Below are 12,179 nucleotides of genomic sequence, written 5' to 3'. Positions count from 1 at the left end.
TGAGGATGGGAACGACGGTGAACGCCGCTGTTGCCAATCCCCAATCCCCAATCCCCAATCCCCGCCTCACAACGCGAGGCACCATGAGCACTATCCGTTGCGACATCGTCAGCGCCGAGAAGGAAATCTTCCACGGTGAGGCGACGCTGGTCGTGGCCACCGGCGAGTTGGGTGAGCTGGGCATCGCGCCCAAGCACGCACCGCTGATCACGCGCCTGAAGCCGGGCAAGGTGGTGGTCACCACCGCCAGCGGCGAACAGCTGGACTTCGCCATTTCCGGTGGCATTTTGGAAGTGCAGCCGCAGGTAGTGACCGTGCTGGTCGATACCGCGGTGCGCGCGCAGGACATCGACGAAGCTGCCGTGCGCAAGGTCAAGGAAGAGGCCGAGCGTCTGCTGGCCAACCGTGGCGACACGGTGGATGTGGCCGATGCGCAGCGTCGGCTCGCCGAGGCGACCGTGCAGCTGCAGGCACTGGAACGCCTGCGTCGCAACCTCAAGCACTAAGCACGCGGGCGTGCGCGCATTTGCTAGCGCACGCAAACGTGATACCCGATGCAGCGCCGCACGCCGGTGTGGACTGGAAACGCCGACCTCAGGGTCGGCGTTTTCGTTTCTGGAGCTGCGCGTGCGTGGCGCCGCCCCCATGCCTGGGCACAGCAGGCACACTGCCTGCGTTGCGCTGTGCCGCTTGTTACAGACGGCGCGGCCTCTCACTCACGCACGTCGAGGAACACCCGATGACCCGCACGATCGATGGCTTTCGTAATTATGCGCTGAGCGGCCTGCTGGCCGTGGCGATGCTGGGGTGCGCGCTGCCGGCCCGCAGCCAGCCGCCGCTGGATCCGCTGCTAGATCGCATCGTGCAACGCAATGCCATCGGCGATGCGGTGGCGCTGAGCAAGTGGGACAGCGGCAAGCCGGTGCTGGACCAGACCCGCGAGGCGGCGGTGTTGCAGAGCGTACGCGAGCAAGCGCCTGCGCATGGGCTGGAGGCCGACGATGCGGCGCGTTTCTTCGCTGCGCAGATCGAGGCCAACAAGGCGGTGCAATACGCGTTGTTGCACCACTGGCGCGAACGCGGACGCGCGCCGGACACCGCGCGTCCGGATCTGGCGATCCTGCGCACGCGTCTGGATCAACTGCAAGGTCAATTGCTCGACGCACTGGCCGAGGTCGCGCCGGCACGTACAGCGCCGCAATGCGCGACCAGCACCGCGCGTGCGGCGGCCCATTACGCCGCGCAATGGCAGCTGGACGCGCTGCATCGCGCCGCGCTGGTACGCAGCCTGGGCGATTTCTGCCACTGATACGCGCCGGGTCCGACACTGCCCGGGCTCAGGGACGCGCGCTCAGCGATACACCACGTGCCGGCCCAGGAAAAACGACACGATCGCCAGGCCGCCTTCCACCAGCGGTTTGGCCAGCCAGGCCTGGCGCAGGCCAACCAGATCCACCGTTGCCGACAACAGCCAGGTGCTGATGAGTGTCAGCGCCAGCCACATCAGCGCAAAGCGGCGAAAACGCGGCCAGCCCAGACGTGCGCCACCTTCCTGGGCAAAGGTGTAGCGGCCGTTGAGCCAGAAGCCCAGCACCGCGCCGCTGATCCGCCCGAGCAGATTGGCAGGCACGGCCGGCATGCCGGCCGCGGTGGCGGCGATGAAGATGCCGCAGTCCACCGCCAGCTGCAGGGCGCCAATGATCATGAATTGGCTGCCTTGGCGGAACAGACTCATGCAGGCCGTGTCATCGTGGAAGGGCGCTCATGCTAACGGCAGCGGCGCTTGAAAAGTGTCATCGTCGCGCATGCTGCAGGCAGGACACGACGCACTGCTTGGACAGCGACTAGAATTTGGCTCTCCCATGTTCTGGAACGCTTCGATGACTCTGCCCCTGCACGTCGTGATCCTGGCCGCGGGCGAGGGCAAGCGCATGCGCTCGTCCCTGCCCAAGGTGCTGCAGCCGCTGGCGGGCCAGCCGATGCTGGCACATGTGATCGCCACGGCGCGGCAGCTGCAGCCGGCAGCGATCCATGTGGTGCACGGGCACGGCGGCGAGCAGGTGCAGGCGGCGTTTGCCGCGCAGAGCGATCTGCACTGGGCCGAGCAACGGCAGCAACTGGGCACCGGGCATGCAGTGCAGCAGGCGATGGATGCGATTCCGGATGCGGCCACGGTGCTGGTGCTGTACGGCGATGTGCCGCTGATCCAGTCCCAGGACCTGCTGCAGCTGCTGCACGCACCCGGGCGCATGGCGGTGCTGGTGGCCGATGTGCCCAATCCCACCGGTTATGGCCGCATCCTGCGCGATGCCGAGGGCAAGGTCGCCGCGATCGTCGAGCAGAAGGATGCCAACGACGAGCAGCGCCGCATCCGCACCATCAACACCGGCATCCTCACTGCCGAGTCCACGGCGCTGCGCCGCTGGCTGGCCGGCCTGTCCAACGAGAATGCGCAGGGCGAGTTCTACCTCACCGACGTGTTTGCCAGCGCCGCCGCCGATTTCACCCCGGCCGACATGGTGCATGTGGCCGACGTGCAGGATGTGGAAGGCGCCAACGACCCCTGGCAACTGGCGCAGCTGGAACGCGCCTGGCAGCTGCGTGCCGCCCGTGCGCTCTGCCTGCAGGGCGTGCGCCTGGCCGACCCGGCGCGCGTGGAGCAGCGCGGCACGGTGACGGTGGGCAGCGACGTGCAGCTGGATATCGACGTGATCCTGGAAGGCGATGTGACGCTGGGCGATGGCGTGGTGGTCGGTCCGTTCGTGCGCCTGCGCGATGTGACGCTCGGCGCCGGTACGCAGGTACGCGCACATTGCGATCTGGAAGGCGTGGTGACGGAAGGGGCGGTGCAGATCGGTCCGTTCGCGCGGCTGCGTCCTGGCACCGTGCTGGCCGATGGCGTGCATATCGGCAACTTTGTCGAGACCAAGAAGGTCACGATGGGCGTGGGCAGCAAGGCCAACCATCTGACCTACCTGGGCGATGCGGTGATCGGCAGCAAGGTCAACATCGGTGCCGGCACCATCACCTGCAACTACGATGGAGTGAACAAGTCGCAGACCAGCATCGGCGATGGCGCCTTTGTCGGTTCCAACAGCGCACTGGTGGCACCGATCGAGATCGGCGCCATGGCCACCATTGGCGCAGGCTCGGTGATCACCCGCGATGCGCCTGCCGGGCAGCTCAGCGTCACGCGTGCGCGTCAGACCGTGGTCGAAGGCTGGCAACGCCCGACCAAGAAGTAGCCTGCCTGCAGGCCTGCGGCCTGGCTGCATGTCGCTGCAGCGCACACAGCTGCTGTAAAGCGATGCCATGCATAGGCTATGCCCGTCACGATGGCTCAGGAGGTGCACGATGCGAACGCCGCGTTGCGTGTTGCTGGTGACATGGCTGCTGCTATTGGCGGCAGTGTTGCCAGCTGCGGCCCATGCGCAAACCTACCGGCTGTATCTGGCGCCGGACGGCAACGATGCGGCGGCAGGCACCAGCGCAACGACCGCGTTGCGGAGTCTGGCGGCCGCCCAGCAGCGGTTATTGGAGCAGCGGCCCAGCGGTGCGGTGGACGTGGTGATCGCTGCAGGCACGTATCTGCGGCAGTCGGTGCAATGGACGTTCACCAACGGGGCGCCCATTCGCTTCATCGCCGTGCCCGACGCTGCCACGCCACCGTGGTTCGACGGGCGCGGTGGCGCGACCTGGTTCACGCTGAAGGGCGGCGGCGATGTAGCCACCCGGCTGACCTTCACCGGGTTGAAGGTCAGCAATTACTGGATGGCGATGGACCTGGGCAGCAGCAAGCGCAGCGCGGACGGCAACAGCGGCAACATCATCCGCAACATGACCTTCGAGCGGATCGGCGGGGTCCACGGCAGCAGCAGTGAGGCCGCCTATTCGTTCGCGGCGATCCGCCTGCAGAACTCGCGCGACAACCGCATCGAACGCAATCGCTTCGTGTCGATCGAAAACGACACCCGGACCTCGGGTTTCGTGCACGCGATCTACCTGGCGCGCCACTCGTCCGGCAACCGTATCGAAGGCAATATCTTCACCGACGTCAACGGCGATGCCGTGCGTACCCGCGATGCCTCCGACAACACCTACGTGGCGTCCAACCGTTTCGTCCGGGCCGGCAAGTACGCGGCGTTTTCGGACTGGATCAAGCCCGATGGCGAATGTCCGTCGCAAGGCGGGCAGTTTGTCGACAACACCGTGGGAGCCGGCTATTACGGCGCCATCGCCGCCACCGGCACCAGCGGTGCCGACGATGCCTGTGGTGCGTTGAAACAACCGCGGATCCAAGAGCGTGGAACGATGCGCGGCAACTAGCCGGCCACCGCCGCCGGCAACAGCAAGGTGACGCACAACCCGCCGTGTTCGCGGTTATGCAGCGAGATGCGCCCGCCGTGTGCTTCGGCGATCTCGCGGGTGAGCGCAAGCCCGAGCCCGGTGCCATTGCGCTTGGTCGAGTAGAACGGCATCAGTGCGTTATGCAGCACGGCCTCGTTCATGCCGTTGCCGCGGTCCAGCACTTCGATCCGCAGCCATTGCGGCACACGCGTGACGCGCACGGCGACATCGCTGTTGGGCGGCTGCGCTTCGCTGCAGGCTTCGTGCGCGTTCTTGAGCAGGTTGAGCAGCGCCTGCTCGATCTGCGCGGCATCGATGCGGCTGGAGACGTCGCTCAGTGCGCCCTGCAGCTGGAACGGAATCTGCTGCCGCAAACGCTCCAGGAACGGGGCCCATTCGATGGTCTGCAACTGTGGCTGCGGCAACTTGGCAAAGCGGGCGTAGCCGCGGATGAAGCCTTCCAGATGACGTGCGCGTTCTTCGATGGTCTCGAACACCGTGCCGAGCCGGTCGGTGCGTTCGCGGCGCAGCAACTCGGCACCGGAATGCGCCAGCGAGGCGATCGGCGCGAGCGAGTTGTTCAATTCATGGCTGATCACCCGGATGACCTTCTTCCAGGTCTGCACTTCCTGGCGCCGCAGTTCGGTGGTGAGGGTGCGGATCAGCAGCAGCTCGTGACCGCGTCCGTTGAGATGGAAACTGCGGCGTGACAGGTGATAGATCTGCTCGTCGTCTTCGTCATCGCCGTCCTCGCGGACCGCAAACAGGCAATCGCCGCCGCGGGCCAGCGCATCGCGCAGTTCGCCGGGCATGCGCGCCAGTACGTCGTCGAGGTGCTGGCCTTCGAGCTTGCGGCCATCGTGCAGCAGCTTGCGTGCGGCGTTGTTGGAAAAGCCGATGCGGCGCACGCCATCGCCACCGGCCACCACCAGCAGCATCGCCACCGGTGTGTTCTGCAGCATGGTGTCGAGCATCAGTTCGCGCTGCACCAGGTTGCGCCGTTGCGCGCGCAGCACCTCGCCCAGTTCCGCGTGCGCCTGCACCAGCTGCGCCAGCTCGTCGTTGCCGCGCCAGTACACGCCGAAATTGTATTCGCCATCGCGGTAGCTGCTGGTGGTGCCGGCCAGGGCACGGAACAGCGAGCGCATTGGCGCAGTGGCGCGGCTGAGGCTGAACCACATCGCCGACAGCAGCACGACCACCGACACCGCGGCCACTTGCCAGCCACGGTCCATCCAGTACGCCATGAACCAGGGCAGCGCGGCGGCCAGCGCCAGCACCGGCAACAGCCGCAGGAACAGCGAGAACGTGAAGGAACGTTGCCACATGTCGGGAATCATTCCGAAGTGATGCCGTAGCGGTCCATGCGCCGGTACAGCGCCTGCCGGCTCAGCCCCAGCTCGGCAGCGGCCTGGGCGATGACGCCCTGCGCGCGCGCCAGTGCCTGCTCGATACGGGCGCGATCCGGCTCGCCGGTTGCCGGCGCGGCCGGGCGCGACACGGCTGCGCGCGGCAGGTTCAGATCGCCGGCTTCGATGCGCACGCCTTGCGCAAGCAGCGACGCGCGTTGCAGCACATTGCGCAGCTCGCGCACGTTGCCGGGCCAGGCGTGCCGCTGCAGGGCATCCCGGGCCTGCGTGGACAAGGGTTTTTCGCCAGCCAGGAAGTGCTCGGCCAACGGCCCGATATCGCCGGGACGTTCGGCCAGGGCGGGCAGCGCGATTTCCACCGTGTTGAGGCGGTAATACAGGTCTTCGCGGAAGCTGCCATCGCGGATCATGGCCTGCAGGTCGGCATTGGTGGCGCTGATCACCCGCACCTTGGCGTGGCGTTCGCGGTTGGAGCCCAGGCGCTCGTAGCGGCCGGTTTCCAGCACGCGCAGCAACTTCATCTGCCCGGCCAGCGGCAGGTTGCCGATTTCGTCCAGAAACAGCGTGCCGCCATCGGCGGCTTCGAACTTGCCTTCGCGCGCCTTGTTGGCGCCGGTATACGCGCCGGCTTCGGCGCCGAACAGCTCGGCTTCGATCAGTTCGCCCGGCAATGCGCCGCAATTGAGCGCAATGAAGGGGCCGTGTTTGGCGGGAGAGTTGGCCTGGATGATCTCGGCGATCTTCTCCTTGCCGCTGCCGTTGGGGCCGGTGATCAGCACCGGCAGATCCGAGCGTGCGACCTGGCAGGCGAGCGCGATCGCGCGTTCGCTGGCGGGGTCGGCGAACACCGCGCCACGCAGGTCGTAACGTTGGGTCAGCTGCTCGCGACCGCGCCGCTCGCGCTCGCGCCGACGTTCCAGCTCGCGGCGCGCTTCGGACAGCTCCAGCAGGTTGTTGACCGTGGTCAGCAGCTTGGTGTCGTCCCAGGGCTTGGCGATGTAGTCGGCCGCACCGGCCTTGACCAGGCCCACCGCGCTGCCCAGGTGGGTCCAGGCGGTGAGCAGGATCACCGGCAGGTCCGGATGGCGCTGACGGATCTGGGTGAACAGCGCTTCGCCTTCCTCGCCGGAGGTGGTGTCGGCGGTGAAGTTCATGTCCTGGATCACCAGATCGAACCCCTGCTCGTCCAGCAGCGCCAACCCGGCCTGCGGCGAGTGCGCATGCCGCGCCTCGATATCGTGCAGCGAGAACAGCACCTCCAGCGCAGTGGCCACAGCGGTGTTGTCGTCGATGATCAGGATCTGCGGCATCGCGGTGCTCGGTGAAAGGCGCGGGAGGGAAGGGCTATCAGAACAGGATTCGGCGCGTGGCGGAACTGTGCGAGCAATAGGGAGGGCGTGCGGCTGACAGGCCTTTGCCAGACGGAGCTGATTCCGGCAATGCAGTGATGGTCTGATCGGTGCGACGAGGTTGGCAGCGGGCATGCGTCGATGCCGAGCTCAAGCGAAGGTCCCGGCGTAACGCTGGCTATCAGCACGGGGCAGGCGCCTGCAACACAGGCGCCTTGGTAGACAGGGCGGTGGTGACGGAATCGGCATTGCCCAGGCGGCCGACGGCAAAGTCGCTTGTAGCGATGCTGCCATCGCGCAGGATCTGCGCAACATGGCCGTGTGCCGTGTGCCGTGTGCCGTGTGCCGTGTGCCTCGTACCGCGTACCGCGTGTCAGCGGGTCGACAGCGACCGCTGACGCGCAGCGTGCGCATTACGCGCTGCGCGTGGCCACCGCCGGCGGCACCATCGCGGCGCGCCGTGCGGGCCAGTACACGGCGATCTGACCCAGCGCCCAGAGCAATAGTGCGCCGATCGGCAGATACAGCACCGGCAGGCGCGGCAATTCGTAGCGGGCCATCAGCCAGACATTGATCGAGTACGCCAGCAACATGCCGAGCACGATGCCGACTGAGGCCAGCAGAAAATTCTCGATCTGGAAGTAACGCAGGATCTGGCCACGTGTGGCACCCAGTGCACGGCGGATGCCGATCTGCTTGGTGCGCTGCTGCACCCAGAAGCTGGCCAGGCCGACGATGCCCAGCGCGGTGACGATCAGCAGCGCGATGCTCATGGTGATCAGCAGCCAGGCCATGGAGCGATCCTGTCGATAGAAATTGCGCCGCATCTGCTCGAACACCTTCGGTTTTTCGATGATGCGGCTTGCGCTGTTCTTTTCCAGCGCTGCCACTGCCTGACGCAGCACCTCGTCACGACGCGCCGGATCGGTGCGTAGCAGATAGCGGCCGCCGTCCTTGTAGGTCATCTTGATCGGGGTCAGCATCGAATCGTCGTAAACAGCTGCGCCGCCATAGTCGTTGACTCGCGCCAGATGCTCCACGATGCCGACGATCTTCATGGGCGTGTCGCCGCGATAGATCGATTTCCCCAGGGCTGACTGGCCGGGGAACAGCTTGTCGGCTGCACTTCTGGTCAGAATGGCACTTGGGACGTTGGCCGTCTTGTCATCGGACCAGGTGAATTCGCCTTCCGTGAAACGGCGCCCCTGTACCAGCGTCAGGCCCATCGTATCCAGGGTCTGACTGTCCCCGGTGTAGTCGTTGACGTTGATCGTGGAGTTCTTCTGGTCAGCCGTCAGTTTCAGGCCGCTGACCCACATATTGTCGCCATAAGGAATCTGGCTGACGCTGGAGGCATATTTGACGCCGGGAATGCTGCGCAGTGCAGCCAGGTCTGTCTCAGTGAGTGCGCGCGCGTCTTCATCGCGCCCGATACCGCTGATGCTGAGCGTCACCAGTTCGTTCTCTGCCAGACCGCTGGGGCGTTGTGTGCGCTCCAGGCGATCGCCGATCAGGAACAAGGCATTGGAGATGATGGCGCAACTGAGTGCCACCTCGAGCACGATCAGGGCAGCCGCCGTTTTGTGGCGCCGCAGGGTGGACAGAATGGGACGGATTTCCATGGGCGATTCCTTGAGAGGGGCTGGCGAAACGCTGCGAGAGGGCGCGCGGTTCGGAGGTCAGCTCACTGCGCTTTGAGTTGGATGGCCGGTGGCACGGTGCATGCGCGCCATGCGGGCAGCAGCCCGGCCACGATGCTGGCCACCAGCGCGAGGGCAAACGTGGCCAGCAACATTGCCGGATCCAGCCTTGCCAGGTCGGCATATTGAGCGGGTTGTTGACGCACCCCCCACAGCCCCAACGCGGCAAGACCGAGCCCCAGGATGCCGCCGACCAGACCGATGGTTCCTGCCTCGACCAGGGACTGCGCGAAGATGCTGCGCTTGGTTGCGCCCAGTGCCCGGCGCACGCCGATCTCTCCACTGCGGCGCATGAACTTGGCCAGCAACAGGCCGACGGTATTGACCAGGCACACCAGCAGGAACCCGAACGCCAGCCAGGTCTGCAGGCGCACATCGCTGGGAACGACCTTCTTGAAGTCCAGCCACTCCATCACGCTGCGCAGCTGGACGTTCGTGGGTTGCTCGAAGCGCCCGGCCCGTCGCTGTTGATCCGAATAGTTCTCCAGGTACTGACGGTACGTAGTGACCTTCTGCGGAGTATCCAGTTGCACCCAGTACTGGACCCAGGAACAGGCTGCGTTGATATCTTCCGGCGAACTGCTTTCGCCCCAGCACGAACGCTGTCCACTGTTTGATAGTTTCAGTTCCATTGCGGTACTGAACGGCAGGAAGACCTGCTCGGACTTGTCGTAGGCCTGGCCACCCAGGTTGTAGAACGCTGGGGTCAACCGCCATTCGCGAACAACACCCACAACCCGCATGATGTTGCGATTGACGTTCACCGTGCGGCCGACGCTGTCCTCACCATGGAAGAGCTTCTTGTTCAGTGCTTCGGAGATCACCACCACCCGTGCACGGCTGCCATCATCATTCACCGTCCAAGGGCCGCCATAAAGGAAGGGCACATTGAACATGGGGAAGAAATCAACGGACGTGTAACGCGCGTCCAGCATCATTGGCCGCAACGTGGTGTTGTCCGGCTCCAGCGGAACGGTGCCTGCGGTCATCATGACCTGACGGTCTCCACGCTTTTCCCGTAGCAGCGCCTCGGCATCGAAGCGGGTCAACTGATCCAGTGCATCGTCTTCTTGGTAGCCCAACGAACGCGCATCGAGCTGCGGATGAAACAGCGTGCCGCTTTTCCCCGGCAACGGATCGCCAGACAGGATGTAGAACACCGTCAGGGTGGTCATGCTGGCGCCGATGCCGAGCGCGATGGCCAGCACCATCAGCGCGGTGAGCACCTTGTTGCGGCGGAAGCTGCGTAAGGCAAGATTGAGGTAGTAGCCGAACATGGGATGTGCCTCTTACTCGGCCAGGGTGGCGGTGCTGTCGCGCGCGCGCATCAGGGCGGGGTTGCGTTCCAGATCGGTGGCCTGGCCGTCGACGATATGCACGTTGCGCTGCGCACGTGCGGCCAGTTCCGGGTCGTGGGTGACCATGACGATGGTGGTGCCCTGGCTGTTGATCTCTTCCAGCAGTTCCATCACCCCGCGTGCCATCTGCGAGTCGAGGTTGCCGGTGGGTTCGTCGGCCAGCAACAGGCGCGGGCTGCCGGCCAGCGCACGCGCGATGGCCGCACGCTGCTGCTGACCACCGGACAGCTCGGTGGGGTAGTGCTTCAAGCGCGAGCCCAGGCCGACCTTGGTCAAGGCTTCTTCGATGCGCTGCTTGCGCTCGGCCGCGGCCATGCCGCGATAGCGCAGCGGCACATCGACGTTGTCGAACAGGTTGAGATCGGGAATCAGATTGAAGCCCTGAAAGATGAAACCGATCTTGCGGTTGCGCAGGCGCGAACGCGCGTCGTCGGACAGGTGGCTGACGTCTTCGCCGTCGAGCAGGTACTGCCCGCTGGTGAAGGTCTCCAGCAGCCCGGCCAGGTTGAGGAAGGTGGTCTTGCCCGAGCCGGAGGGGCCGGTGACCGCAACGAATTCGCCTTCGCGCACATGCAGGTCCAGCGAGCGCAGCGCGTGCGTTTCCACCTGTTGGGTGCGGAAGACCTTGGAGACCGATTGCATCTTGAGCATTGCCGATTCCTTTACGAAGAAGGTGTGTGCGAAAGAGAGTGAGAGTGGCTGACAAACCGTGGCGAGCAGCCTGACGGCTGCGCAGCAGGTGCTGGTCGCCTTTAGTGAACGGTGACGCGCGGTGCATCCCCGAAGTTGTCTGCACCGGAGACCACCACGCGGTCGCCGACCTGCAGCCCGGACAGCACCTGCACCTCGCCCAGGCTGCTGACACCCATGCGCACCGGACGGCGCACCGCGGTGTTGCCATCCATCACATAGGCGTAGCTGCCGCCGGACTGTTCGACGAACGGGCCGCGCTCGACCTTGAGCACGTTGCGGCGCGTGTCCATCACCACGCGTGCGCTCATGCGTTGGCTCTGGCGCAGGCCCGGCGGCTGCTTGTCGGCAAAGCGGATGCGCGCGGTGACTTCGCCATTGACCACTTCCGGCGACACCGCCGAGATCGCGCCAGGGAATGGCTCGCCACTGCCGCTGGTGAGCTGCGCCGGCATGCCGATTGCCAGATCGCGCGCAAAACTTTCCGGCACCTTGATCTCCACTTCGAACTTGGACAGGTCCACCACGCCCAGGATCGGCGCGTTCGCCGCGACCTGGGTGTGCTGCACCGCCTGCACCTGGCCGACCTGGCCATCGAACGGCGACAGCAGCGTGAGCGCATCGACCTGGCGCTGCACCTCGGCCACCACCGCGCGCTGGCGGTCGGCGAGCAGGCGCTTGTTGCGCGAATCCAGGTCCGCGCCCTGGCTCTTCAGCGACGCATCCCGCTGGGCGTGCTGCAGGTCGATGTCGGTCTTCTTCAAGGTGTCCTGCGCCTTGGCCAGCTCCACCTGCGGCACCGCGCCGCCATCGTAGCCGCGCTGGTAGCGCTCCAGGTCGCGCGCGGCGGCCTGCTTGTCGATCTTGGCCTGGTCAGTGAGCTTGCTGGCCGTGGCGCGGGCCAGGGTGGCGTCCAGGGCGGCGCGGCTGGACTCGGCTTCCAGCCCGGCCAGCGTGGCCTGCTCCTGCGCCAGCTTGCTGCGCAGCTCCGGGCTGTCGATACGGGCCAGCTCCTGGCCCTGCTTGACCACGTCGCCGGCCACCACGCTCAGCGTCACCGTGCCGGCCGAGATGGCATACAGCACGGGGCTGTTGGCGGCGATGACGCGCCCGTCGGCGGCGATGTCGCGCACCAGGTCGCCCTGGCTGACCGTGGCGATCCGCACCCGGCTGGCATCGAACGAGCGGCTGCCGGCGCTCCACGCGGTGACCGCCCAACCAATACCGGCCAACAAGGCGACCACCGCGATGCCGGGCCATAGCCAGCGGCGCCAGGGCGCGCTCTGGGCGGGTGTACGGAGAACCTGGTCCTGGGCGGAGGTATCGCGAATCATGGTCGGCTGGCTCGGTGGCGTCACTGCGATA

At 65.9% G+C, this 12,179-nt stretch carries 11 protein-coding genes; 4 read left to right on the top strand and 7 right to left on the bottom strand.

The genetic code is table 11. The features are described from left to right. The first annotated feature begins 83 nt into the window (after positions 1-83). Together ABQ039_RS16880 and ABQ039_RS16875 are read left to right on the top strand one after the other, a co-directional pair. Positions 84-506: a F0F1 ATP synthase subunit epsilon gene (locus ABQ039_RS16880; RefSeq protein ID WP_024938404.1), complete on the top strand. Its 423-nt coding sequence runs from the start codon at positions 84-86 to the stop codon at positions 504-506. A gap of 233 nt (positions 507-739) precedes the next feature. Continuing rightward, the gene (locus ABQ039_RS16875; protein WP_104555199.1) at positions 740-1,309 is read left to right on the top strand and encodes a chorismate mutase; all 570 of its coding nucleotides are present in this window, start codon (positions 740-742) and stop codon (positions 1,307-1,309) included. Positions 1,310-1,351: 42 nt separating this feature from the next. Here the strand turns inward: ABQ039_RS16875 and ABQ039_RS16870 are convergent, their stop codons facing one another. Beyond that, the gene (locus tag ABQ039_RS16870) at positions 1,352-1,735 is read right to left on the bottom strand and encodes a GtrA family protein (protein ID WP_016901007.1); all 384 of its coding nucleotides are present in this window, start codon (positions 1,733-1,735) and stop codon (positions 1,352-1,354) included. 145 nt (positions 1,736-1,880) lie between these two features. Here ABQ039_RS16870 and glmU point away from each other — a divergent pair, with 145 nt between their 5' ends. Together glmU and ABQ039_RS16860 are read left to right on the top strand one after the other, a co-directional pair. After that, a complete protein-coding gene (gene glmU, locus ABQ039_RS16865) occupies positions 1,881-3,245 on the top strand; it encodes a bifunctional UDP-N-acetylglucosamine diphosphorylase/glucosamine-1-phosphate N-acetyltransferase GlmU (RefSeq protein WP_349778357.1) in 1,365 nt (454 codons plus the stop codon). A gap of 109 nt (positions 3,246-3,354) precedes the next feature. Beyond that, positions 3,355-4,326 (top strand): right-handed parallel beta-helix repeat-containing protein, encoded by a 972-nt coding sequence (locus ABQ039_RS16860; RefSeq protein ID WP_349778356.1) that lies wholly within the window; start codon positions 3,355-3,357, stop codon positions 4,324-4,326. Here ABQ039_RS16860 and ABQ039_RS16855 read toward each other — a convergent pair. The 6 genes from ABQ039_RS16855 to ABQ039_RS16830 all read right to left on the bottom strand — a co-directional run bounded on the left by ABQ039_RS16855 (position 4,323) and on the right by ABQ039_RS16830 (position 12,148). After that, entirely contained in the window at positions 4,323-5,675 is a 1,353-nt protein-coding gene (locus tag ABQ039_RS16855; protein ID WP_349778355.1) for a HAMP domain-containing sensor histidine kinase, read from the bottom strand. The genes ABQ039_RS16860 and ABQ039_RS16855 overlap by 4 nt on opposite strands. Before the next feature lie 8 nt (positions 5,676-5,683). Then, on the bottom strand, positions 5,684-7,027 hold the full coding sequence (locus ABQ039_RS16850; protein ID WP_053045896.1) for a sigma-54 dependent transcriptional regulator: 1,344 nt from the start codon (positions 7,025-7,027) through the stop codon (positions 5,684-5,686). A 452-nt stretch (positions 7,028-7,479) separates the two neighbouring features. Further along, entirely contained in the window at positions 7,480-8,688 is a 1,209-nt protein-coding gene (locus ABQ039_RS16845; RefSeq protein ID WP_047129375.1) for an ABC transporter permease, read from the bottom strand. Positions 8,689-8,750: 62 nt separating this feature from the next. Beyond that, positions 8,751-10,043, bottom strand: a complete 1,293-nt coding sequence (locus ABQ039_RS16840) for an ABC transporter permease (protein ID WP_046344456.1) — start codon at positions 10,041-10,043, stop codon at positions 8,751-8,753. Between the two features lie 12 nt (positions 10,044-10,055). Further along, complete coding sequence (locus ABQ039_RS16835) at positions 10,056-10,775, bottom strand: ABC transporter ATP-binding protein (RefSeq protein WP_184611429.1); 720 nt, start codon at positions 10,773-10,775, stop codon at positions 10,056-10,058. A 101-nt stretch (positions 10,776-10,876) separates the two neighbouring features. Beyond that, positions 10,877-12,148 (bottom strand): efflux RND transporter periplasmic adaptor subunit, encoded by a 1,272-nt coding sequence (locus ABQ039_RS16830; RefSeq protein ID WP_166770221.1) that lies wholly within the window; start codon positions 12,146-12,148, stop codon positions 10,877-10,879. Between the last annotated feature and the right edge of the window lie 31 nt (positions 12,149-12,179).

The organism is Xanthomonas sp. WHRI 6108 (assembly GCF_040202385.2).
GTDB classification, from domain to species: Bacteria; Pseudomonadota; Gammaproteobacteria; order Xanthomonadales; family Xanthomonadaceae; genus Xanthomonas; species Xanthomonas arboricola.
This window is presented reverse-complemented; position numbering and strand designations above follow the sequence as displayed.

Excerpts from the sequence above, each read along its gene's own strand:
- ABQ039_RS16880 (WP_024938404.1), top strand. The coding sequence starts at position 84 with ATGAGCACTATCCGTTGCGACATCGTCAGCGCCGAGAAGGAAATCTTC.
- ABQ039_RS16875 (WP_104555199.1), top strand. The coding sequence starts at position 740 with ATGACCCGCACGATCGATGGCTTTCGTAATTATGCGCTGAGCGGCCTG.
- ABQ039_RS16870 (WP_016901007.1), bottom strand. The coding sequence starts at position 1,735 with ATGAGTCTGTTCCGCCAAGGCAGCCAATTCATGATCATTGGCGCCCTG.
- glmU (WP_349778357.1), top strand. The coding sequence starts at position 1,881 with ATGACTCTGCCCCTGCACGTCGTGATCCTGGCCGCGGGCGAGGGCAAG.
- ABQ039_RS16860 (WP_349778356.1), top strand. The coding sequence starts at position 3,355 with ATGCGAACGCCGCGTTGCGTGTTGCTGGTGACATGGCTGCTGCTATTG.
- ABQ039_RS16855 (WP_349778355.1), bottom strand. The coding sequence starts at position 5,675 with ATGTGGCAACGTTCCTTCACGTTCTCGCTGTTCCTGCGGCTGTTGCCG.
- ABQ039_RS16850 (WP_053045896.1), bottom strand. The coding sequence starts at position 7,027 with ATGCCGCAGATCCTGATCATCGACGACAACACCGCTGTGGCCACTGCG.
- ABQ039_RS16845 (WP_047129375.1), bottom strand. The coding sequence starts at position 8,688 with ATGGAAATCCGTCCCATTCTGTCCACCCTGCGGCGCCACAAAACGGCG.
- ABQ039_RS16840 (WP_046344456.1), bottom strand. The coding sequence starts at position 10,043 with ATGTTCGGCTACTACCTCAATCTTGCCTTACGCAGCTTCCGCCGCAAC.
- ABQ039_RS16835 (WP_184611429.1), bottom strand. The coding sequence starts at position 10,775 with ATGCTCAAGATGCAATCGGTCTCCAAGGTCTTCCGCACCCAACAGGTG.
- ABQ039_RS16830 (WP_166770221.1), bottom strand. The coding sequence starts at position 12,148 with ATGATTCGCGATACCTCCGCCCAGGACCAGGTTCTCCGTACACCCGCC.